The organism is Streptococcus mitis (genome assembly GCF_047464965.1).
Taxonomy (GTDB): domain Bacteria; phylum Bacillota; class Bacilli; order Lactobacillales; family Streptococcaceae; genus Streptococcus; species Streptococcus mitis_DU.
Genome location: NZ_JASHAT010000008.1, coordinates 103,362 through 126,050, shown reverse-complemented (window position 1 = coordinate 126,050; position 22,689 = coordinate 103,362). Strand labels below are relative to the sequence as shown.

At 42.0% G+C, this 22,689-nt stretch carries 24 protein-coding genes and 1 pseudogene; 21 read left to right on the top strand and 4 right to left on the bottom strand.

The window, feature by feature from the left end:
* A pseudogene (locus tag QM408_RS06855) lies at positions 1-124 on the top strand (TIGR00341 family protein); the annotation flags it as partial.
* 243 nt (positions 125-367) lie between these two features.
* Here QM408_RS06855 and thrS read toward each other — a convergent pair.
* Positions 368-2,311, bottom strand: a complete 1,944-nt coding sequence (gene thrS / locus QM408_RS06850) for a threonine--tRNA ligase (RefSeq protein WP_023945494.1) — start codon at positions 2,309-2,311, stop codon at positions 368-370.
* A gap of 321 nt (positions 2,312-2,632) precedes the next feature.
* Positions 2,633-3,007, bottom strand: coding sequence for a hypothetical protein (locus QM408_RS06845; protein ID WP_049516468.1), 375 nt, complete (start codon positions 3,005-3,007; stop codon positions 2,633-2,635).
* 205 nt (positions 3,008-3,212) lie between these two features.
* Here QM408_RS06845 and rpsO point away from each other — a divergent pair, with 205 nt between their 5' ends.
* The 6 genes from rpsO (at position 3,213) to QM408_RS06815 (ending at position 8,463) form a co-directional block, all read left to right on the top strand.
* Positions 3,213-3,482 (top strand): 30S ribosomal protein S15, encoded by a 270-nt coding sequence (rpsO, locus tag QM408_RS06840; protein WP_001018251.1) that lies wholly within the window; start codon positions 3,213-3,215, stop codon positions 3,480-3,482.
* 619 nt (positions 3,483-4,101) lie between these two features.
* On the top strand, positions 4,102-4,722 hold the full coding sequence (locus QM408_RS06835) for a CadD family cadmium resistance transporter (protein ID WP_045611205.1): 621 nt from the start codon (positions 4,102-4,104) through the stop codon (positions 4,720-4,722).
* A gap of 234 nt (positions 4,723-4,956) precedes the next feature.
* On the top strand, positions 4,957-6,003 hold the full coding sequence (locus QM408_RS06830) for a FecCD family ABC transporter permease (RefSeq protein ID WP_261073636.1): 1,047 nt from the start codon (positions 4,957-4,959) through the stop codon (positions 6,001-6,003).
* Position 6,004: 1 nt separating this feature from the next.
* On the top strand, positions 6,005-6,760 hold the full coding sequence (locus QM408_RS06825; protein WP_004255647.1) for an ABC transporter ATP-binding protein: 756 nt from the start codon (positions 6,005-6,007) through the stop codon (positions 6,758-6,760).
* A 19-nt stretch (positions 6,761-6,779) separates the two neighbouring features.
* Positions 6,780-7,790 carry an ABC transporter substrate-binding protein gene (locus QM408_RS06820; RefSeq protein ID WP_414374030.1) on the top strand — a complete coding sequence of 337 codons (1,011 nt, stop codon included), beginning with the start codon at positions 6,780-6,782 and terminating at the stop codon, positions 7,788-7,790.
* Positions 7,771-8,463: an alpha/beta hydrolase-fold protein gene (locus QM408_RS06815; RefSeq protein WP_237447008.1), complete on the top strand. Its 693-nt coding sequence runs from the start codon at positions 7,771-7,773 to the stop codon at positions 8,461-8,463. The genes QM408_RS06820 and QM408_RS06815 overlap by 20 nt, the downstream gene beginning before the upstream one ends.
* Before the next feature lie 42 nt (positions 8,464-8,505).
* On the opposite strand, the gene QM408_RS06810 is transcribed toward QM408_RS06815, so the two are convergent.
* On the bottom strand, positions 8,506-9,255 hold the full coding sequence (locus QM408_RS06810; RefSeq protein WP_064275970.1) for a lysophospholipid acyltransferase family protein: 750 nt from the start codon (positions 9,253-9,255) through the stop codon (positions 8,506-8,508).
* 133 nt (positions 9,256-9,388) lie between these two features.
* Between QM408_RS06810 and QM408_RS06805 the strand changes: the two genes are divergently transcribed.
* From QM408_RS06805 to QM408_RS06780, 6 genes are all read left to right on the top strand, one after another.
* Positions 9,389-11,725: a cation-translocating P-type ATPase gene (locus tag QM408_RS06805; RefSeq protein ID WP_414374028.1), complete on the top strand. Its 2,337-nt coding sequence runs from the start codon at positions 9,389-9,391 to the stop codon at positions 11,723-11,725.
* 100 nt (positions 11,726-11,825) lie between these two features.
* Positions 11,826-12,503 (top strand): tRNA (adenine(22)-N(1))-methyltransferase, encoded by a 678-nt coding sequence (locus QM408_RS06800; protein WP_023946230.1) that lies wholly within the window; start codon positions 11,826-11,828, stop codon positions 12,501-12,503.
* Positions 12,490-13,287 (top strand): Nif3-like dinuclear metal center hexameric protein, encoded by a 798-nt coding sequence (locus QM408_RS06795; protein WP_414374026.1) that lies wholly within the window; start codon positions 12,490-12,492, stop codon positions 13,285-13,287. The genes QM408_RS06800 and QM408_RS06795 overlap by 14 nt, the downstream gene beginning before the upstream one ends.
* A gap of 16 nt (positions 13,288-13,303) precedes the next feature.
* The gene (locus QM408_RS06790; protein ID WP_371483477.1) at positions 13,304-14,407 is read left to right on the top strand and encodes an NAD(P)/FAD-dependent oxidoreductase; all 1,104 of its coding nucleotides are present in this window, start codon (positions 13,304-13,306) and stop codon (positions 14,405-14,407) included.
* Between the two features lie 102 nt (positions 14,408-14,509).
* Complete coding sequence (gene galE / locus QM408_RS06785) at positions 14,510-15,529, top strand: UDP-glucose 4-epimerase GalE (RefSeq protein WP_049502394.1); 1,020 nt, start codon at positions 14,510-14,512, stop codon at positions 15,527-15,529.
* A gap of 1 nt (position 15,530) precedes the next feature.
* Positions 15,531-16,496: a glycosyltransferase family 2 protein gene (locus QM408_RS06780; RefSeq protein WP_414374024.1), complete on the top strand. Its 966-nt coding sequence runs from the start codon at positions 15,531-15,533 to the stop codon at positions 16,494-16,496.
* A gap of 57 nt (positions 16,497-16,553) precedes the next feature.
* Here the strand turns inward: QM408_RS06780 and QM408_RS06775 are convergent, their stop codons facing one another.
* Positions 16,554-16,751 carry a ferredoxin gene (locus tag QM408_RS06775; RefSeq protein ID WP_004235080.1) on the bottom strand — a complete coding sequence of 66 codons (198 nt, stop codon included), beginning with the start codon at positions 16,749-16,751 and terminating at the stop codon, positions 16,554-16,556.
* Between the two features lie 45 nt (positions 16,752-16,796).
* On the opposite strand from QM408_RS06775, the gene QM408_RS06770 reads away from it, so the two are divergent.
* The 8 genes from QM408_RS06770 to QM408_RS06735 all read left to right on the top strand — a co-directional run bounded on the left by QM408_RS06770 (position 16,797) and on the right by QM408_RS06735 (position 22,594).
* A complete protein-coding gene (locus QM408_RS06770) occupies positions 16,797-17,288 on the top strand; it encodes an SAG1386/EF1546 family surface-associated protein (protein WP_023946238.1) in 492 nt (163 codons plus the stop codon).
* Between the two features lie 9 nt (positions 17,289-17,297).
* Positions 17,298-17,969, top strand: coding sequence for a (d)CMP kinase (gene cmk / locus QM408_RS06765; RefSeq protein WP_371483474.1), 672 nt, complete (start codon positions 17,298-17,300; stop codon positions 17,967-17,969).
* A gap of 130 nt (positions 17,970-18,099) precedes the next feature.
* A complete protein-coding gene (locus QM408_RS06760) occupies positions 18,100-18,438 on the top strand; it encodes a zinc ribbon domain-containing protein YjdM (RefSeq protein WP_001061584.1) in 339 nt (112 codons plus the stop codon).
* A gap of 2 nt (positions 18,439-18,440) precedes the next feature.
* Positions 18,441-19,070 carry a Pr6Pr family membrane protein gene (locus QM408_RS06755; protein WP_000033942.1) on the top strand — a complete coding sequence of 210 codons (630 nt, stop codon included), beginning with the start codon at positions 18,441-18,443 and terminating at the stop codon, positions 19,068-19,070.
* 321 nt (positions 19,071-19,391) lie between these two features.
* A complete protein-coding gene (locus tag QM408_RS06750) occupies positions 19,392-20,543 on the top strand; it encodes an MFS transporter (protein WP_023946242.1) in 1,152 nt (383 codons plus the stop codon).
* A 99-nt stretch (positions 20,544-20,642) separates the two neighbouring features.
* Entirely contained in the window at positions 20,643-21,392 is a 750-nt protein-coding gene (gene truA, locus QM408_RS06745) for a tRNA pseudouridine(38-40) synthase TruA (RefSeq protein WP_023946244.1), read from the top strand.
* Positions 21,382-22,155, top strand: a complete 774-nt coding sequence (locus QM408_RS06740) for a bifunctional hydroxymethylpyrimidine kinase/phosphomethylpyrimidine kinase (RefSeq protein WP_261150369.1) — start codon at positions 21,382-21,384, stop codon at positions 22,153-22,155. Before truA ends, QM408_RS06740 begins: the two co-directional genes overlap by 11 nt.
* A complete protein-coding gene (locus QM408_RS06735) occupies positions 22,133-22,594 on the top strand; it encodes an ECF transporter S component (protein ID WP_000814989.1) in 462 nt (153 codons plus the stop codon). Before QM408_RS06740 ends, QM408_RS06735 begins: the two co-directional genes overlap by 23 nt.
* The last annotated feature ends 95 nt before the right edge of the window (positions 22,595-22,689 follow it).

The window sequence follows — 22,689 nt, the reverse complement described above, 5'->3', positions numbered from 1 at the left end:
AACATTAGATAGTGAAGCGACCAAGGAATTTTATGAAAACATTGACAAGTATATTGATCAAAAACTCTCTGAAAAAGATTCACAAAACGATCTCGTAAAAGAAAATGAAGCAGACAAGGATTGAGGATATTGACCTTATCTAACTCATGAAAGCAAATCTTGTGTGGTGGTTTGGTCAATCACTACTAGCTCGGATTAAATAATACTCTTCGAAAATCAAATTCAAACCACGTCAGCGTCGCCTTACCGTACTCAAGTACAGCTTGCGGCTAGCTTCCTAGTTTGCTTTTTGATTTTCATTGAGTAAAAATATAAAAAGCAACAGCTGAAATAGTTGTTGCTTTTTAGGTAGCTAGGATTTTATCTCTTATTTCTCAACGCGTGATTTGTTGGCGATATCAGCTAGGATAGCTTGAACAAAGTCATCAACTGAGACAGTTTGTGTTTCTTTTTGTCCGTAGCGACGAACGTTGACTGTTCCGTCTTCCATTTCCTTGTCCCCAACGATCAATTGGTAAGGAATCTTGCTTGTTTGTGACGCACGGATCTTGAACTGCATTTTTTCATTGCGCTCATCTACATCTGCACGAACACCACGGTCACGGAGTTTCTTAGCCACTTCCCAAGCGTAGTCCACGTGTTTTTCGTTAGATACTGGGATGAGGGTTACTTGGTGTGGTGCAAGCCATGTTGGGAAGGCACCCTTGTAGTTCTCAATCAAGATAGCTGTAAAGCGCTCCATAGTAGAGATTACACCACGGTGGATCATAACTGGACGGTGTTCCTCACCATCAGCTCCGATGTATTTAAGGTCGAAGCGTTCTGGAAGCAAGAAGTCAAGTTGGATAGTAGAAAGGGTTTCTTCTTTTCCAAGGGCTGTCTTAACTTGAATATCCAATTTTGGTCCGTAGAAGGCTGCTTCACCTTCGGCTTCAAAGTAGTCCACGCCCATTTCATCAAGGGCTGCACGAAGCATGGTTTGAGCATTTTCCCACATCTCATCGTTGTCAAAGTACTTATGAGTATCTTGAGGGTCACGAAGAGAGAGACGGAAGCGGTATTCAGTCAAGTTGAAGTCTTCATAAACATCGATAATCAACTGAAGAGCACGTTGGAATTCTTCTTGGATTTGTTCTGGAGTCACAAAGAGGTGACCGTCGTTGAGAGACATTTCACGCACACGTTGAAGACCAGTAAGGGAGCCAGATTTTTCGTAGCGGTGCATCATACCGATTTCAGCGATACGGATTGGCAACTCACGGTAAGAGTGAACATGATGTTTGAAGACTTGGATGTGGTGCGGACAGTTCATTGGACGAAGGACAAATTCTTCCCCGTCACCCATGTCCATAGTTGGGAACATGTCTTCTTGGTAATGATCCCAGTGACCAGAAGTCTTGTAAAGCTCAACAGAAGCAAGTGGTGGAGTGTAGACGTGTTGGTAGCCTGAAGCTAGCTCTTTGTCAACGATGTAGCGTTCCAACTCACGACGAATAGTCGCACCATTTGGCAACCAGAATGGCAAACCTTGTCCCACTTCTTGTGAAATCATAAAGAGGTCAAGCTCTTTACCAAGTTTACGGTGGTCACGTTCCTTAGCTTCTTCACGCATTTGGAGGTAGTTTTTCAAGTCTTTCTTGTCAAACCAAGCTGTACCATAGATACGTTGCATCATAGCATTGTCGCTATTTCCACGCCAGTAAGCACCTGCTACATGGAGAAGGTGGAAGATTTGGATGCGGCCTGTTGATGGGACGTGAGGGCCACGGCAAAGGTCTACATATTCACCCTGACGATAGATGGTCAAACCGCCTTCGTCTTCTGAGTGTTCTTCAATCAATTCCAACTTGTAAGGGTCATTTTTGAAGATTTCACGTGCCTCGTCTTTAGTAACTTCTTCACGGATTGATGGGAAGTTTTCTTTGACAATTTTTTGCATTTCTTCTTCGATACGAGGAAGGTCTTCGTTAGAGATTTGACCAGCTGTGTTGTCAGTATCGTAGTAGAAACCATCTTCGATGGCTGGACCAACTCCCAAGTGAATGTCTGGGAAAAGACGACGAGCTGCTTGGGCGAACAAGTGAGCAGCTGAGTGACGCAAGATTGGAAGGGCATCTTCGTGATCAGGTGTCACAATTTCGATGCTTCCATCTTCAGTGATAGCACGAGTAGTGTCGATGAGTTTGCCGTTGAATTTACCAGCCAAGGCCTTTTTAGCTAGGGAATTGCTGATAGATTGGGCAATTTCAAAAGTTGTAACGCCAGATTCGAATTCACGAACAGCGCCATCTGGGAAAGTAATGTTAATCATGATGTTCTCCTTACTTATATTATTGACGAATGTGTTAACCCTATTCTAAAAACAGGGACAGAGGATTGTGAAAGCTAGAAAAACAAAAAGCGACATCCTCGAAAGGACGTCGCAACGTGGTTCCACCTTCATTTATGTACCTCAAAAGAGAGGGACACCTCTGATCGGCTCTAACGTAGCCACCGTTTTATGTTTTCATAAAAAATCACGAGTAGTATCAGTTTAGGCTTTCTATGCGTTTCCAGCAACCACGCACTCTCTAGTAGAAAGGGACTAAGTGACTTGTCTCTATGGATTATTATAGCATGATTGTGAGATTTTTCAAGGATTTTGTGAAAGTTTTTTGTTTTTCATTTTTTGTAGAATATGCTTGATGCCAATACCAGAAGCCAGACCCATCAGAGCCAAGGTTTCATAGGCTAAAAAGTAAAACAAGATAAATTCACCAAAGGTTATGATAGTAAAGCAAAAGAGCAGTCCGTTACCAATTAACCACCAAAGTGAGAAACGGAAACGGTAGCTATAGAGTAAAGATACAATCAAAATTACCAGAGGTGTAAAGAAGAGAATATTATTTACGTAGAGACTCTTGAGCAAAAGGGGGTCAGAAATGATTAGTGATAACAACTCATAAAGTGGCCAGTAAAAGAAAAAGATAACCAGATAGTAGGGGAGATGGAAATAGAATCTACGCATGATAATCACCTCGTTTAAAAAAAACAGACAACTTAAATCTCTTGCTATGATCATTATAGCATGTTTAAAACAAGAAAGTAAATCTGTTGACAAAGAAGTTAGTTATTGGTAGAATAGGGATTGTCGTAAAGACAAATAACTTCTTCTTGGTTACAGGCATGCCAACCTGTCACTCGGATGAAGCCAAATAAAAAGGAGAAACATCATGGCAATCTCAAAAGAGAAAAAAAATGAAATCATCGCACAATATGCACGTCACGAAGGTGATACAGGTTCAGTAGAGGTTCAAGTTGCTGTCCTTACTTGGGAAATCAACCACCTTAACGAACACATCAAACAACACAAAAAAGACCACGCTACTTACCGTGGATTGATGAAAAAAATCGGTCGCCGTCGTAACTTGCTTGCATACTTGCGTAAAAACGACGTTAACCGTTACCGTGAGTTGATCAACTCTCTAGGACTTCGTCGCTAATTCAAGATACAAAGGCCGTCAAAAGCACAAAGCAAAAATAGGAAAATTGACGAAGAAACTTTAGTTTTTAGGAAATTTTATCTTTTTTGCCAAGTGCTTAGGCCGTGTTCAATTGAGCATATCTTGATAATGAAGCTACTCTAAAATGGGTAGCTTTTTTGTATGGATTTTAGCCCGGGCTCAAATCAGCTCTCTGACTTCAGAGGGCTTTTTTATTGAGGTTTTATCGGTCACAATTTTGGAGACTACAAAAACTGAGTAACCCACCTTAATAGCGGATTGTGTGTTTTATCGGTCACAATTTTGGAGACTACAAAAACCTCAAATGGTATCAGCTAATTACACCATAAGGGTGCGTAGCTACTCGGCTTGAAAAGCCGAGTAGCTGTCTGCAAGCCCCCTCGGAGAGCCCACACTTTACGAAGTAAAGTATAGTATGTTATACTTTACATGGAAGTAGTCACCGAATTCCAGTTAGAAATTACTTTGTAACTACGTTTTGAGGAGGAGTAAAATGCTTTCCTATGTTCGACATTACCCACTAGCGATAGCTAAATTAATGTGTCTGTGCTCTCCTAAAATCTGCTGATTTATTACTGACCAATACAAGAGGTTTTTTATGGGACAGACAATCATATCTGCTATTGGTGTTTATATTTCCACCAGTATCGATTATTTAATTATTTTATTTATTTTATTTGCACAGCTATCACAGAATAAACAAAAATGGCATATTTATGCGGGGCAATATCTAGGCACAGGCTTACTTGTAGGGGCGAGTTTAGTTGCTGCTTATGTCGTTAATTTCGTGCCTGAAGAATGGATGGTTGGATTGCTTGGTTTAATCCCTATCTATTTAGGAATTCGCTTTGCAATTGTTGGAGAAGGTGAGGAAGAAGAGGAAGAAGAGGAAGAAATTATTGAAAGATTAGAACAAAGCAAGGCAAATCAACTGTTTTGGACAGTTACATTGCTAACAATTGCGTCTGGCGGAGATAATTTAGGTATCTATATACCTTATTTTGCTTCGTTAGATTGGTCACAGACCCTCGTGGCCTTGCTTGTGTTTGTAATCGGCATAATTATCTTATGCGAGATTAGTCGGGTGTTATCCTCTATTCCGTTAATATTCGAGACAATTGAAAAATACGAGCGAATCATTGTGCCCTTAGTATTCATTCTACTTGGACTATATATCATGTATGAAAATGGCACGATAGAGACTTTTCTGATCGTGTAGATTTTTTTGTTTCGCTAGGATTTTAGCCCGAGCTCAAATCAGCTCTCTGACTTCAGAGGGCTTTTTGCGTTGGCACCTTACCTCGATATACTCAAGTATAATCTTCGGTTACGGTTCCTAGCACAATAAGATCAACTATATTCATTTGTTCTCATCTTGTTCCATTGTTGAAAATATGGTATACTTTTCATGAGAATTTTCTAAATTTTTAAGATTCTATCAAAGGAGGTTTGCATGCTTTCCAAATTTTCTGGAAGCCGACAAGACCAGCAATTTGTGTTACTTTTAGTTGTTTTGCTAGGTATTTTAGGGATTTCTCTCTTTCTAGCAGTTTCAATGGGATCTGTTGCAATTGATCTAGGAGACACCTATCGGATTATTTTGAGCAGGTTAGGATTTCCTCTTGAGATAGGAGAGGTTTCCAAGTCCACTCTTGCCATTGTATGGAACATGAGATTCCCCCGAGTATTGTTAGGTTTGATAGTGGGGGCTGGTCTTTCTATGTGTGGTAGTGTGATGCAGTCTACAGTGAACAATCCTATCGCAGAGCCTTATGTCTTAGGCATCTCTGCTGGTGCAACTCTAGGGGCAACCTTGAGCATCATTCTTGGTTTAAAAGTGATGATTAGCCTTGGAGCTTTTCTTGGAGCTATCTTGGCAACAATTGCTGTCCTCATCATTGCCTCTATGCAGGGAAGGATGACGACTTCTAGTCTAATCTTATCGGGAACGGTGGTCAACGCTCTCTTTCTGGCTTTTTCAAACTTTATTATCTCAGTTGGCGCTAATGCGGATAGTGTGATGACCATTAAGTTTTGGACCATGGGTTCGCTCGCTGGGACTTCCTGGGCAGACTTGGTCCTGCCAACTATAGTAGTAGGAATAGCCTTTCTATTTTTCTCTACTCAGTATCGTGTTTTCAATGCGATGATGATGGGAGATGAGGCTGCTTTAACTTTGGGGATTCCCTTACGCTTTTATTGGTATCTTTATGTGACCATGGTGGCTGTGCTGACAGCAGTATTAGTGGCAACCTGTGGGATTATTGGATTTGTCGGTCTGATTACTCCACATTTAGCTCGAGGGTTAGTAGGAACGAGTTACAAGAGGCTTTTTCCTGTTGCAACCTTGCTAGGTGCCCTCTTTGTCATTTGGGCAGACGTACTCTCTCGTATCATCATTCCAAACGCAGAGCTTCCTATTGGTATTTTCACAGCCTTGGTAGGTGCTCCCTTCTTCATCTACATTGTTGGAGGTAGGAGAAGGGAGGTGAGGGTCTGATATGGACTTGATTTGTCAAGATATCCATTTTGGACTAGGAGAGAAAAAAATCCTCAAAGGAGTCTCTCTTAAGGTTGAAGGGCATCAATTTCACACGATATTAGGACCAAATGGAAGCGGGAAAACCAGTCTACTTAAACTCCTCTATCGTCAGGAAAAGGCGGACAAAGGTTTGATAAGCCTAGATGGAAAGCCTCTGGAACAATGGACGCTCAAAGAAACAGCCAAGCAAATGGCAGTTGTGACCCAGTTTAACCAACTGCAGTTTGATTGTACAGTTGAAGAAATCGTCTTGCTGGGAAGAACTCCCCACCTCTCTTTTTTACAGAAGGAAAGGGAAAGGGATTATGCGCTCGTTCAAGATGCCCTCGTTAAGGTGGATATGCTCGAGAAGAAAACTCGTCTCTATTCGTCTCTGTCAGGGGGAGAGAAACAGCGAGTCTTACTAGCCCGCGCCTTGGCGCAGGAACCGACTCTTTTGCTCTTGGACGAACCAACCAATCACCTGGATATCAGGTATCAGCTAGACTTGTTAGCCATTGTGAAAAATCTCAAGGTCAATGTTCTAGCTGTCCTACATGATATTCAACTTGCTTGTCGCTATTCGGATTATCTCTATCTGATGAAAGAGGGAGAAATCCTTTACCAAGGGACTCCAAAGGAGACCATCACCCCTGAGTCATTGCAAACTGTATACGGAGTTCAAAGTCAGGTGACTTGGACCGAGGACCAGCAAGCCATGATTCACTATTTATAAGAATGAAAAGGAAAACAAGATGAAAAAAACACTAAGCATTTTACTCGTGACAGTAGCTACCTTAACTATGGCAGCTTGTGGTAACACTACTACAGAAAAAGCTACCACACAATCAAGCGCAGAAACAAGTCAAAAGGCTAACGCAGAGACGACTTATCCGCTAACTATCAAAACTTATGATGCTAAAGGAAATGAAGTCGAACAAGTCTTTGACAAGGCACCTGAAAAAGTTATCACTAACAATCTTTCAACCACTGAAATCTTATTGGAGTTAGGGTTGAAGGATAAAATTGTTGGCATGCTCAATCCAGACAATGCTGTGACGGACAAATACAAGGACGCGATTGCGACTATTCCTCAAATTGGGGATAAAAAAACAGTCTCACAAGAGACAGTCCTTTCTTATGAGCCAGACGCTGTGATGGGTCGAAACATGATGTTTTCTGAAAAATCCTTGGGAACAGTTAGCGCTTGGAATGAAAACAAAATCCCAGTCTATACGCAAAAAGCTTCTCTCTCAACGATTCAGCAAGATTTGGGGAATATCGTAGAAGATGTCAAAAATCTTGGAATAATTTTTAATGTTCAGGACAAGGCTAATGAATACGCAGCCCAATTACAAACTAAAATTGATGCTGTTAAGAAAGCAAATCCAGCAAGTCAAGGTGAAAAGAAAAAGGCTTTGATTATGGTTGCGTATAATGATGAAACCTTCGGTGCCTACAAGTCTGCTTTGCAAGAAAGTTTGCTGAACCAACTTGGTTATACAAACGTTGCTACGGGGACATCAGGTTTGACCTTGGAAAACCTCGTGTCAATGGATCCTGAATTGATTATCTATGTAACCAGCGACCGCAATAAAAAATTGGATGAAAAAGCAGTAGAGTTGATGAAGGCAAATGCTGTTTTGGAAAGCGTTCCTGCTATTAAGAATCAAAAAATCATGACCATCTCTTACGATGAATTGATGGACTATGGTCCAGCAGTGATTGATTCCCTTGAGAAAATCAATGACTTTATCAATAAATAATAAGTTTGATTGGGAAGGAATTCAAGTCAAAATCAGCCTTCCTTCTAACTACGACCCCAATCAAACCTATCCGGCTATTTTATTGAATGATGGAAACTTGGATTTCCTATCTTCCCTTTCCGAATCTGTGATTTTAGTGGGCTTGACCTCTAAAAATCGCTTAGACGATTACACTCCCTGGAAGGCATCTGCTCTGAGAGATGGGGCTCCAGATTTTGGAGGTCAGGCCAAGGTCTATCATGATCATTTGTTTGGAGGTCTTTTAGACAAGTTGCAGTCGCTTTATCGTCTGGACGAAACTCGCCTTGCTTATGGAGGTTACTCACTAGGTGGTTTGGCGGCAGTTTACAGTCTTTTCAGCTTTGACAAGGTTTCCTGTGTTTTCTCTATCTGCGGTTCTTTTTGGTATCCTGATTTTGTGGCTTACTGCAAGAAAGAGACAGTGAAAAATCTAGATTGTTTGCTGTATTTACAAAATGGTCAAACAGAAGGAGCCTATCATACTAATCGCTTGGCTCAAGCACCAGCTTATGCTGAACAGATCCATACCGATCTTCAAAAACGCTATCCGAAAGGTCAGTTTGTCTTTGATCCTTATGGGCACCATGAACAAGTGGCTGAGCGATTTCTAGCCTTTTCCGGCTGGTTGGCACAAAAATGGAAAATCAAATAAAAGAATTATCCCTTGGCTTTTGCCAAGGGATTGTTGTATTTTTTAACCAAGAGCCTCTCTTTTCTTATCTGGATTCCAGACGAAGCTTGCGATAAAGCTAAAGATGATGGTTAAGATAGCAAGGATAATGGCAAGGATGAGGGCAGGGATGCGGATAAACCACCAGAGTGGGTTCGGTTTTTTATCGTTGTGCCATTGTTTCGTTTCTTGGTCCAGACGTTGGAATTCTGTTTGGATACGGTCTGCAACCATTTCGATTCCTTCATCATTCATTTTCTTGATGTCTGAAATATCGATTGGATTTCCAAAGTTCATGTCGACACGTTCACGGCTAACCAAGCCCTTCAAAGTCATGGGACCTGTGTAGGTAACTGGCATGATACGAACCTTGGCCATTTTGGCAATCAGGGCTACGCCACCCTTAACATCGTTTGAGTGACGGCTTCCACTTGGAAACATGATGAGAGAGCGGTCACTTTTTTTTAGGACATTGATAGGATATTTTATGGCAGAGGCGCTAGGATTTTCACGGTCGATAGGAAAGGCACCACACATACGAATCCACCAACCAAAAATACGGTTAGTAAAGAGTTCTTTTTTGGCCATAAAGATGAACTGTTTTGGCTTAGTCGCAAAGGCCATATAAACTGGATCCCACCAGGTGCGGTGAGGCGCAACCAGGATATAATTTTCATCTTGATTAGGAATTTTATCGGTATTATGGTAGTGGGCATTGCCATTGATGGACCATAGTAGCAATACAACCAATCCACGTAAATAAGTATAAAACATGCGATCTCCTTCGATTCTTTTCTTGTTAATATTATACCTTATCAAAGGAGGGCTGGCAAACTTTTTCCCTTGACTAGGTGCATATTTGGGATGAGATTAGAATTCTTTTAGAAAAAATGATATGATATAATTTATGGATAAAAATAAGATTATGGGATTAACCCAAATAGAAGTCAAGGAAAGACAGGCTAAGGGCTTGGTCAATGATTTTACCGCATCGGCTAGTACCAGCACTTGGCAAATCGTTAAACGAAATGTCTTTACTCTTTTTAATGCTTTGAACTTTGCTATTGTTTTGGCACTAGCCTTTGTGCAGGCTTGGAGCAATCTGGTCTTCTTTGCTGTTATCTGCTTTAACACCTTTTCTGGTATTGTGACCGAGCTGCGGGCTAAACACATGGTAGATAAGCTCAATCTCATGACCAAGGAAAAGGTCAAAACCATTCGTGATGGACAGGAAGTTGCCCTCAATCCTGAAGAATTGGTGCTAGGAGACGTTATTCGTTTGTCTGCTGGGGAGCAGATTCCCAGTGATGCCTTGGTTCTGGAAGGATTTGCGGAAGTCAATGAAGCCATGTTGACGGGTGAGAGTGATTTGGTGCAAAAGGAAGTGGATGCCTTGCTTTTGTCTGGAAGTTTCCTAGCCAGTGGGTCAATTTTGGCTCAAGTTCACCATGTTGGGGCAGACAACTATGCTGCCAAGCTCATGCTGGAAGCCAAGACAGTTAAACCCATCAACTCACGTATCATGAAATCGTTGGACAGGTTAGTTGGTTTTACTGGGAAGATTATCATTCCTTTTGGTCTGGCTCTCTTGCTAGAAGCTTTGCTTTTAAAAGGCCTACCTCTCAAGTCATCCGTTGTAAATTCATCGACAGCCCTTTTGGGGATGTTACCTAAAGGAATCGCCCTTTTGACCATCACTTCGCTCTTGACTGCAGTGATCAAACTGGGCTTGAAAAAGGTTTTGGTGCAGGAGATGTACTCTGTCGAGACCTTGGCGCGAGTGGATATGCTTTGTTTGGACAAGACAGGTACCATCACTCAAGGAAAGATGCAGGTAGAGGCTGTTCTTCCTTTGACTCAAGCTTATGATGATGAAGCTATTGCAAGTATCCTGACCAGTTATATGGCCCATAGTGAAGATAAAAATCCAACAGCTCAAGCTATTCGCCAGCGTTTCCAAGGTCAGGTAGCCTACCCTATGCTTTCGAATCTTCCTTTCTCAAGCGACCGCAAGTGGGGAGCCATGGAATTGGAAGGTCTGGGGACAGTTTTCCTAGGTGCGCCTGAGATGTTGTTGGACTCTGAAGTCCCAGAAGCCAGAGAGGCTTTGGAGAGAGGATCACGTGTCTTGGTTTTAGCCCTCAGTCAGGAGAAATTAGACCATCACAAGCTACAGAAACCATCTGATATTCAGGCTCTGGCCCTGCTGGAAATCTTGGATCCGATTCGAGAGGGAGCAGCAGAGACGTTGGACTATCTCCGTTCTCAGGAAGTGGGTCTCAAGATCATCTCTGGTGACAATCCAGTTACGGTGTCCAGTATTGCCCAGAAGGCTGGTTTTGCGGACTATCATAGCTATGTAGATTGCTCGAAAATCACGGATGAGGAATTGATTACTATGGCTGAGGAGACAGCTATTTTCGGACGTGTTTCTCCTCATCAAAAGAAACTCATTATCCAAACACTGAAAAAAGCGGGGCATACAACGGCTATGACAGGGGATGGAGTTAATGATATCCTGGCTCTTCGTGAGGCGGATTGTTCTATCGTGATGGCTGAGGGAGACCCTGCGACTCGTCAGATTGCTAATCTGGTTCTCTTGAACTCTGACTTTAATGATGTTCCTGAGATTCTCTTTGAAGGTCGTCGGGTGGTCAATAACATCGCCCATATCGCCCCTATTTTCTTGATTAAGACTATTTATTCCTTCCTGTTAGCGGTCATCTGTATTGCCAGTGCTCTTCTAGGACGGTCTGAGTGGATTTTGATTTTCCCCTTCATTCCGATCCAGATTACCATGATCGACCAATTTGTGGAAGGTTTCCCACCATTCGTTTTGACGTTTGAGCGAAATATCAAGCCTGTCGAGCCAAACTTCCTCAGAAGGTCTATGCTTCGTGCCCTACCAAGTGCACTTATGGTTGTGTTCAGCGTTCTTTTTGTGAAACTATTTGGAAGTAGTCAAGGCTGGTCTGAGATAGAAATCTCAACCCTCCTCTATTATCTACTTGGGTCTATCGGTTTCTTATCCGTATTTAGAGCCTGCATGCCATTTACTCTCTGGCGTGTACTCTTAATTGTCTGGTCAGTAGGTGGCTTCTTAGCTACAGCTCTCTTCCCAAGAATTCAAAAACTGCTTGAAATTTCGACCTTAACAGGACAAACACTACCTGTCTATGGTGTCATGATGCTGGTCTTTACCGTAATTTTCATCCTGACTAGTCGTTATCAAGTAAAAAAATAAAGAAAGGCTGCAATCTGTGGATTGCGGTTTTTTAGGTACAAGATTGCCAGCTGAAATGTGGTATAATAAGAGGTAATAGAGTTTTGGAAAGTGAGAGAAGATGATTTCAAAGAGATTAGAATTAGTGGCTTCCTTTGTGCCCCAAGGGGCTATTTTACTAGATGTGGGGAGTGACCATGCTTATCTGCCTATCGAGTTGGTCGAAAGAGGACAAATCAAAAGTGCCATTGCAGGGGAGGTGGTGGAAGGTCCCTACCAATCCGCGGTCAAAAATGTTGAGGCACACGGCTTAAAGGAGAAAATCCAAGTACGTTTAGCCAATGGCTTGGCAGCCTTTGAAGAGGCAGATCAAGTATCGGTCATCACCATTGCAGGTATGGGAGGCCGTTTGATTGCTAGGATTTTAGAAGAAGGCTTGGACAAGCTGGCTAATGTAGAACGTTTGATTCTCCAGCCCAATAATCGTGAAGACGACTTGCGCATTTGGTTGCAAGAGAACGGATTTCAGATTGTAGCAGAAAGCATCCTAGAAGAAGCTGGAAAATTTTATGAGATTTTAGTAGTGGAAGCAGGACAAATGAAGTTGTCAGCCAGTGATGTTCGCTTTGGACCTATCTTGTCCAAAGAGGTCAGTCCAGTCTTTGTCCAAAAATGGCAAAAAGAAGCTGAGAAGCTAGAGTTCGCCCTCGGACAAATTCCAGAAAAAAATCTGGAGGAACGTCAAGTTTTAGTAGATAAAATTCAAGCCATCAAGGAGGTTCTTCATGCTAGCAAGTGAAGTCATTAACCGATATGAAGCTTATTGTCCTCAAGAATTTTCTATGGAAGGAGACAGTCGTGGTCTGCAAATTGGCACTTTGGACAAGGATATCCAAAGGGTCATGGTGGCTCTCGATATTCGTGAAGAAACGGTGGCTGAAGCCATTGAAAAGGGTGTGGACTTGATTATTGCCAAGCACGCGCCGATTTTCCGTCCTATCAAGGACTTGGTATCTAGCCGTCCGCAAAATCAGATTTACATCGACCTCATCAAGCATAACATTGCAGTTTATGTCAGCCATACCAATATTGATATCGTTGAAAATGGTCTCAATGATTGGTTCTGTCAGATGCTAGGTATCGAGGAAACGACCTATCTGCAGGAGACAGGTCCTGAACGTGGAATTGGACGTATTGGGAATGTTCAGCCTCAGACATTTGGGGAATTGGCCCAGCATGTCAAGCAAGTCTTTGGTTTAGATAGCCTTCGATTGGTGCATTATCAAGAGAGAGATTTGCAGAAGCCTATTTCAAGAGTGGCCATCTGTGGTGGTAGCGGGCAGTCTTTCTATAAGGATGCTTTGGCAAAGGGGGCAGATGTTTATATCACTGGTGATATTTACTACCACACTGCTCAGGATATGCTGTCTGATGGCTTGCTAGCCTTGGACCCAGGTCACTATATCGAAGTGCTTTTTGTAGAAAAAATTGCAGAGCTTCTTAATCAATGGAAAGAGGAAAAAGGCTGGACTATTGATATCTTACCTAGTCAAGCATCGACCAATCCTTTCCACCATATCTAGTTAGAAGGTGAAGACAATGAAAAAAGTTGCCATTATTGGAGCAGGGATTGTAGGTGCAACAGCTGTCTACTACCTCTCGAAAGAAAGTGATCTAGAAGTAACAGTCTTTGATCATGGACAAGGTCAGGCTACTAAGGCCGCAGCAGGAATTATCAGCCCCTGGTTTTCCAAACGCCGCAATAAGGCCTGGTACAAAATGGCGCGCTTGGGGGCTGACTTTTATGTGGATTTATTAGCAGATTTAGAGAAGTCAGGACAAGAAATCGACTTTTACCAGCGTTCGGGAGTCTTTCTCCTGAAAAAGGATGAAACTAAGTTGGAAGAACTCTATCAACTAGCCCTCCAGCGTAGAGAAGAATCTCCTTTGATAGGGCAATTAGCCATTCTGGACTCAGCATCAGCTAATGAATTATTCCCTGGCTTGCAGGAATTTGATCACCTGCTCTATGCTTCTGGTGGAGCGAGAGTAGATGGCCAACTTTTAGTGACTCGTTTGCTGGAAGCCAGTCACGTCAAGCTGGTCAAAGAAAAAGTGACTCTGATACCTTTAGCATCAGGTTACCAGATTGACGAAGAGGTGTTTGATCAGGTTATTTTGGCGACGGGAGCTTGGTTGGGACATCTGTTAGAGCCTTTAGGTTATGAAGTAGATGTTCGTCCCCAAAAGGGGCAACTCCGAGATTATCAACTTGCCCAAGACATGGAAGCTTACCCTGTTGTTATGCCAGAAGGGGAGTGGGATTTGATTCCTTTTGCAGGTGGGAAATTATCCCTAGGCGCTACCCATGAAAATGATATGGGATTTGATTTGACGGTAGATGAAACCTTACTCCAACAAATGGAGGAGGCAGCCTTGCCTCACTATCCAGTCTTGGCAGTAGCGACTTCAAGAGCTGAGCGTGTGGGAATCCGTGCCTATACCAGTGATTTCTCTCCTTTCTTTGGACAAGTACCTGGCTTATCAGGTGTCTATGCTGCTAGTGGACTAGGTTCCTCAGGCCTCACAACTGGTCCTATCATTGGTTACCATCTAGCTCAACTGATCCAAGACAAGGAGTTGACCTTGGACCCTCTAAACTACCCAATTGAAAACTATGTCAAACGGGTAAAAAGCGAATAAGCATTTTACTGAAATTTTATCCTACCCTCTAGGATGGCAAATGACATTCCCTATCAAAAATGGTAAAATAAGAAAAAATAATCTGAGAATCGAGGAAAGAAGATGCAAGAAAAGATTTTGGTAACGGGTGGAGCAGGTTTTATCGGAACCCACACTGTTATTGAGTTAATCCAAGCAGGTCATCAAGTTGTTGTGGTGGATAACCTTGTTAATAGTAACAGAAAAAGTTTAGAAGTTGTTGAAAGAATCACAGGAGTTGAAATTCCGTTTTATGAGGCAGATATCCGTGACACAGATACACTCAGAGATATTTTCAAGCAAGAAGAACCAACTGGTGTCATTCATTTTGCTGGCTTGAAGGCTGTCGGTGAATCTACCCGTATTCCTCTTGCCTACTATGACAATAATATCGCTGGAACTGTTAGTCTTTTGAAGGTCATGGAAGAAAACAACTGTAAAAACATCATTTTCAGTTCTTCTGCGACAGTTTACGGAGATCCTCATACAGTGCCAATCTTGGAAGATTTCCCACTTTCAGTGACCAATCCATATGGCCGTACCAAACTCATGCTTGAGGAAATTTTGACCGATATCTACAAGGCAAACTCAGAATGGAATGTGGTCTTGCTTCGTTACTTTAACCCAATCGGAGCTCATGAAAGTGGAGACCTAGGAGAAAATCCAAATGGTATTCCAAACAACCTCTTGCCATATGTGACTCAAGTAGCCGTTGGAAAATTAGAGCAAGTGCAAGTGTTTGGAGATGATTACGATACGGAAGATGGAACTGGTGTTCGTGACTATATCCACGTTGTCGATTTGGCTAAAGGTCACGTTGCAGCTCTGAAAAAAATCCAAAAAGGTTCAGGCCTAAACGTTTATAACCTTGGAACAGGTAAAGGCTACTCAGTTCTTGAAATTATCCAAAACATGGAAAAAGCGGTGGGACGTCCAATTCCTTACCGTATCGTAGACCGTCGCCCAGGGGATATCGCAGCCTGCTATTCAGATCCTGCAAAAGCCAAAGCAGAACTCGGCTGGGAAGCAGAATTAGGCATCACCCAAATGTGTGAAGACGCATGGCGTTGGCAAAGCAAGCATCCAAATGGATTTGAAGACTAAGATGGTGATGTCAATCATTGTCCCCTGTTTAAACGAAGAGGAAGTACTTCCTCTTTTTTATCAGGCTTTGGAAGCTTTACTTCCAGATTTGGAGACAGAAATCGAGTATGTCTTTGTCGACGATGGATCAAGTGATGGGACCTTGGAACTCTTAAAGTCCTATCGGGAGCAAAATCCGGCAGTTCATTATATTTCTTTCTCTCGAAATTTTGGCAAAGAAGCAGCTCTCTATGCAGGCTTGCAATATGCGACAGGAGATTTGGTGGTGGTGATGGATGCAGACCTCCAAGATCCTCCTAGTATGTTGCTTGAGATGAAAGCCTTACTAGACCAGAATGCAGACTTGGACTGTGTTGGGACCCGGAGAACTAGTCGGGAGGGAGAACCCTTCTTTCGTAGTTTCTGTGCTGATATCTTTTACCGCCTTATGCAAAAAATTAGCCCAGTAGCCTTGCCTTCAGGTGTCCGTGATTTTCGCATGATGAGACGGTCTGTAGTCGATGCTATTTTAGCTTTGACCGAGTCCAATCGTTTTTCAAAGGGGCTCTTTACCTGGGTCGGCTTTAAAACCCACTATCTGGACTATCCCAATGTCGAAAGGCAGGCTGGCAAGACCAGTTGGAGTTTTAGGCAACTCTTTTTCTACTCTATTGAAGGGATTGTTAACTTTTCAGATTTTCCCTTGATTATCGCCTTTGTGGCAGGTCTCTTATCTTGTTTTATTTCTCTACTTATGACCTTTTTTGTTGTAGTTCGAACCCTTATTTTGGGCAATCCGACATCGGGTTGGACCTCTCTGATGGCTGTTATTCTCTTTCTCGGAGGGATTCAACTCTTGACCATTGGGATTCTCGGCAAGTATATCAGTAAGATTTATCTAGAGACTAAAAAAAGACCACTTTATCTCGTCAAAGAAAAAAGTGACCTTCCTGATTTTACAGAAAAAAATAAAGAGAAAAGACTATAATTTTGCATGGAAATATGCTAAACTAGAAGGAGTGGAACGTTCTTGTCGATATCAGGGTTAATCTTTAATCAAGGCACGTGTTGGACAGTTTCTAACAGCTTCTACGACGTCCTGACTAGGAGAGATTTCTTTTTCTAGTTGGTCAGGGTCATCGTAAAAACGCACGATTCCATTATCGTGGTAATCAAATAATTCAGAATAAGTTTGGCAAAGCCCGCAGGCAATGCAGCGTTCAGGTATAAGTGTGATTTTCATATTTATATTGTAATAAGAAAAGTAAAAAAAAACAAGGAGTAAGGTATGGCAAAAGAACCGTGGCAAGAAGATATTTATGAGAATCAAGAAGAAACAAGATCAGAACGTCGCAAGAGAGAACAAGGTGGAGGAGTGCTGGCTAATCGTATCTTGACTATTTTAGCAAGTATTTTCTTTGTGATTGTAGTCGTGATGATTATTGTTCTGATCTATCTTTCATCGGGTGGGAGTAATCGCACAGCAGCCTTGAAAGATTTTCACGATTCAGATACAAAAGTAGAGCAAGTTTCTTCTACATCTAGTAGTAGTTCAGAGCAGGCATCTTCTAGTTCAGAGGAGAAGGTAGAAGAGTCATCTAGTAGCTCAGAACATCCAAATGATCCAGAAGGAACTACAAAAGTTATGGCTGGAGAAGGAGAAGCAGCTATTGCCGCTCGTGCAGGTATTTCAATTGCTCAATTAGAAGCATTGAATCCTGGACATATGGCTACAGGATCTTGGTTTGCAAATCCTGGAGATGTGATTAAGACTAGATAGGAGTCATAAATGAAGACGATTCAAATTGCTATCGATGGTCCAGCTTCCAGTGGTAAGAGTACGGTTGCTAAGATTATTGCTAAAGATTTTGGGTATACCTATCTAGATACAGGTGCTATGTATCGTGCAGCGACCTACATGGCTCTCAAGAACCAATTAGGAGTTGAACAAGTTGAAGAACTTTTAGCCTTATTGGACCAGCATCCAATCAGTTTTGGACGCTCAGAAACTGGAGAACAACTTGTCTTTGTAGGAGATGTGGATATTACCCATCCTATTCGTGAACATGAAGTGACCAATCATGTTTCAGCTATTGCAGCAATTCCTGAAGTACGAGAGAAACTAGTTTCTCTCCAACAAGAGATTGCCCAGCAAGGTGGGATTGTCATGGACGGTCGCGATATTGGGACTGTTGTATTGCCACAAGCAGAATTGAAAATTTTCCTAGTAGCTTCGGTAGATGAAAGAGCAGAGCGCCGTTACAAGGAAAATATTGCCAAGGGAATTGAAACAGACCTTGAAACCCTAAAAGAGGAAATTGCTGCGCGTGACTACAAGGATAGTCATCGTGAGACTTCACCTCTCAAACAAGCAGAGGATGCTGTCTACCTTGATACAACTGGTTTGAACATTCAAGAAGTAGTTGAAAAAATCAAAGCAGAAGCTGAAAAAAGAATGTAAATGTAGAGAAGCCGATAGATTGATATCGGTTTTTTTCTAAATTTGTCAAAATGCTGATTTTAAGGTATAATAGTTGCTGTTCGAGAAATTTTGATTTTCAAAGAATAGTGAATGATGATAAGGAGAAACCATGAACAACCTACCAAATTGCCCAAAATGTAACTCAGAGTATGTCTACGAAGACGGTGCCCTACTGGTTTGCCCAGAGTGTGCTCATGAGTGGAATCCTGCTGAAGTTGCAGATGTAGAAGAGGGCCTTGTTGCTATCGATGCCAACGGGAATAAATTGGCTGACGGTGATACTGTAACCCTCATCAAGGACTTGAAAGTAAAAGGTGCGCCAAAAGATTTGAAACAAGGGACGCGCGTGAAAAATATCCGCATCGTAGAGGGCGACCACAATATCGACTGTAAAATTGATGGCTTTGGTGCCATGAAACTCAAATCAGAGTTTGTGAAGAAAATTTAAGCATGTCAAAACACTATAAACTTGTATTTTATAGCCGTATCTTCTTGTTTCTAGCGGCTTTTACGGGAGTTTATCTTGAAATCGCCAAGCATGGTGGATTTGGGATGTTGCTCTATTATACGGTTCTGTCCAACCTTTTAGTCGCGATTTTTACGCTCTATCTCCTAAAGGTTATGAGCCGTTTAGGTGAAAACTGGCAAAGACCAAGTCTCTTGCGCTTAAAAGGTGGGGTCACCATGAGTATCATGATTACCTGTGTGATTTACCATTTCCTCTTGGCACCCATTGCGACTAATTTCTATACTCTAGAAAATTTCCTTTGCCACTATATCGTTCCCCTCTGGTTTTTAGCAGATACCCTCTTTTTTGACAAACAGGGTCAATACAAGATTTGGGATCCAATTGTGTGGACGATTTTACCCTTGCTTTATATGATTTTTGCTCTTTTTAATGGCTTGGTACTGAAACTTGATGTTCCTAATTCTAAGGTCAGTCCCTTCCCTTACTTCTTTTTGAATGTGAACAAGGGTTGGGATGTCGTGTTCAAGTGGTGTCTGATTATCTTTGTTGCCTATATGGTGGCAGGATTTATCTTCTACTTTATTAAGCAAATCAAGAGAAAGTCATCCTAATACTCTTCGAGAATCTCTTCAAATCACGTCAGTTTCGCCTTGCCGTATATATAGTTACTGACTTCGTCAGTTTCATCTACAACCTCAAAACCATGTTTTGAGCTGACTTCGTCAGTTCTATCTACAACCTCAAAGCAGTGCTTTGAGCAACCTGCGGCTAGCTTCCTAGTTTGCTCTTTGATTTTCATTGAGTATAAGACACAAGGGATTCATTTTCTAGTTTAAGAAGGAGTCTATACACCAAAGAGGCTTCTTCTTTTCTTGCCTGTTTGATAACTATCAAAAAAGTAGAAGATTAAGAGAAATATAGAAAGAGATTTCATGAAACAATTTTTAGAACGGGCCAGTATTTTGGCTCTCTCTCTCGTTTTGATTACATCCTTTTCCATCTCGAGTGCCCTGCCAGCCATGTTTGACTATTATCAAGGTTATCCTAAGGAACAAATTGAGCTCTTGGCGAGCTTGCCTTCCTTTGGAATCATGATTATGTTATTACTAAATGGTTTCTTAGAAAAAATATTTCCTGAGCGCTTACAGATCAGTTTGGGATTGCTGATTTTATCACTAAGTGGAACTGCTCCCTTTTGGTACCAAGCTTATCCTTTTGTCTTTGGAACACGGATTCTTTTTGGTTTAGGTGTTGGGATGATCAATGCCAAGGCCATTTCTATTATCAGTGAACGCTATCAAGGAAAAACGAGAATTCAGATGTTAGGGCTACGCGGTTCTGCAGAGGTCGTTGGGGCTTCTCTCATTACCTTGGCAGTCGGCCAATTGTTGGCCTTTGGTTGGACAGCTACTTTCTTAGCTTATAGTGCTGGATTTTTAGTTCTGATCCTTTATCTGCTCTTTGTACCTTATGGAAAAGAAAAGAAAGAAGTCAAGAAAAAAACGAAGGAAGCAAGTCGCTTAACTCGGGAAATGAAGGGCTTGATTTTTATCTTAGCTATTGAAGCGGCGGTTGTAGTTTGTACCAATACAGCTATTACCATCCGTATTCCAAGTCTGATGGTGGAAAGAGGACTGGGAGATGCCCAGTTATCTAGTTTTGTTCTTAGTGTCATGCAGTTAATCGGGATTGTGGCTGGTGTGAGTTTTTCTTTCCTGATTTCAATATTTAAAGAGAAACTGCTCCTCTGGTCTGGTATTACCTTCGGCTTGGGGCAAATTGTGATTGCCTTGTCTCCATCCTTGTGGGTGGTAGTGGCAGGAAGTATTCTGGCTGGCTTTGCCTACAGTGTAGCCTTGACGACAGTCTTTCAACTTGTCTCTGAAAGAATTCCAGCTAAACTCCTCAATCAAGCAACCTCATTTGCAGTTTTAGGCTGTAGTTTCGGAGCCTTTACGACTCCATTCGTTCTAGGTGCAATTGGCTTATTAACTCACAATGGGATGTTGGTCTTTGCCATCTTAGGATCTTGGTTAATTGTAACCTCTATCTTTGTCATGTACCTACTTCAAAAGAGAGCTTAGGATTGGTTTCCTAAGTTTTTCTTTTTTGGATTTTTGTACCCAGACAGTATTTGTTTTAGAACCTTGTTTACAGACTAATTTCTTGATAAAATAGAAGTTATGACAAGATATAAAGCAACTATTTCCTATGATGGTTACGCCTTTGCTGGTTTTCAGCGCCAGCCTCATGCGCGTAGTGTTCAGGAAGAAATTGAAAAAACCTTGACCAAGTTAAATAAAGGGCAAGCCATTACTGTTCACGGTGCTGGTAGGACAGATAGTGGGGTTCATGCCCTGGGACAGGTTATTCATTTTAACCTGCCTTATCAAATGGATGAGGAGAAGCTCCGTTTTGCTCTAGACACTCAGTCCCCTGAAGATATTGATGTGATTTCGATTGAGCTTGTGGCGGATGATTTTCATTGCCGTTATGCTAAGCACAGTAAGACCTATGAGTTTATCGTGGATAGGGGCCGTCCCAAAAATCCGATGCGCCGTCACTATGCCACCCACTTTCCTTATCCGCTTGATGTGGAACGGATGCGGGAGGCTATCAAAAAATTAGAAGGCACTCATGATTTCACCGGCTTTACAGCCTCTGGGACTAGTGTAGAGGATAAGGTTCGCACCATCACAGAAGCTAGTCTTAGGGTTGATGAGACAGGCCAGTTTTTGACCTTTACCTTTTCAGGAAATGGTTTCTTGTATAAGCAGATTCGTAATATGGTGGGGACACTGCTTAAAATCGGCAATAACCGCATGCCAGTAGAGCAGATTGACCTCATCTTGGAGAAAAAGGACAGGCAGCTTGCAGGTCCCACTGCAGCACCAAATGGTTTATATTTAAAGGAGATTCGTTATGAAGAATAATCGTATTTTAGCACTTTCTGGAAATGATATTTTTAGTGGTGGTGGTTTGTCAGCTGATTTGGCTACTTATACCTTGAACGGCTTGCATGGCTTTGTAGCAGTGACTTGTTTGACAGCCTTGACGGAAAAGGGCTTTGAAGTCTTTCCAACTGACGATACCATTTTTCAACATGAATTAGATAGCTTGCGTGATGTGGAGTTTGGGGGGATTAAGATTGGTCTTCTACCAACTGTCAGTGTGGCTGAGAAGGCCTTGGACTTTATCAAGCAATGCCCAGGAGTGCCTGTGGTTCTGGACCCTGTCTTGGTCTGCAAGGAAACACACGACGTAGCTGTAAGTGAACTCTGTCAAGAGTTGATTCGCTTTTTCCCTTATGTCAGTGTGATTACGCCTAATCTTCCTGAAGCAGAATTATTGACTGGTCAGGAAATCAAAACCTTGGAAGACATGAAAGCTGCAGCGCAGAAATTGCATGAATTAGGAGCGCCAGCAGTCATTATCAAGGGAGGCAATCGCCTTAGTCAGGACAAGGCTGTAGATGTCTTTTATGATGGACAAAACTTTACAGTCCTAGAAAATCCTGTCATTCAAGGGCAAAATGCTGGTGCAGGTTGTACCTTTGCCTCTAGCATTGCCAGTCACTTGGTTAAAGGTGATGAACTTTTACCAGCACTAGAAAGCTCTAAGGATTTCGTTTATCGTTCTATTGCACAAGCAGATCAGTATGGAGTAAGACAATATGAAGCAAACCAAAACAACTAAAATCGCCCTTGTATCCCTCTTAACCGCCCTCTCTGTGGTTCTAGGTTATTTCTTAAAAATTCCAACACCGACAGGCATTTTAACTCTTTTAGATGCGGGTGTCTTCTTTACGGCCTTCTACTTTGGTAGTCGTGAAGGGGCTGTAGTAGGAGGACTAGCAGGTTTCTTGATTGACCTCTTATCAGGCTATCCTCAGTGGATGTTCTTTAGCTTGGTCAACCATGGCTTGCAGGGATTTTTCGCAGGATTTAAAGGAAAAACTCAGTGGTTAGGCCTTATCTTAGCAACGATTGCCATGGTAGGGGGTTACGCCTTGGGTTCTACATTGATGAATGGCTGGGCAGCAGCCCTACCAGAAATCCTACCGAATTTCATGCAAAATATGGTAGGGATGATTGTAGGATTTATTCTTAGTCAAAGTATTAAGAAGATTAAGTAAAGAGTCTGAGCCAAAAGTCTTTCAAATTAGAAAAACGCATAGTATCAGGTCTTGAAACCTTGATACTATGCGTTTTATTGTGGGAAGATTTTCGA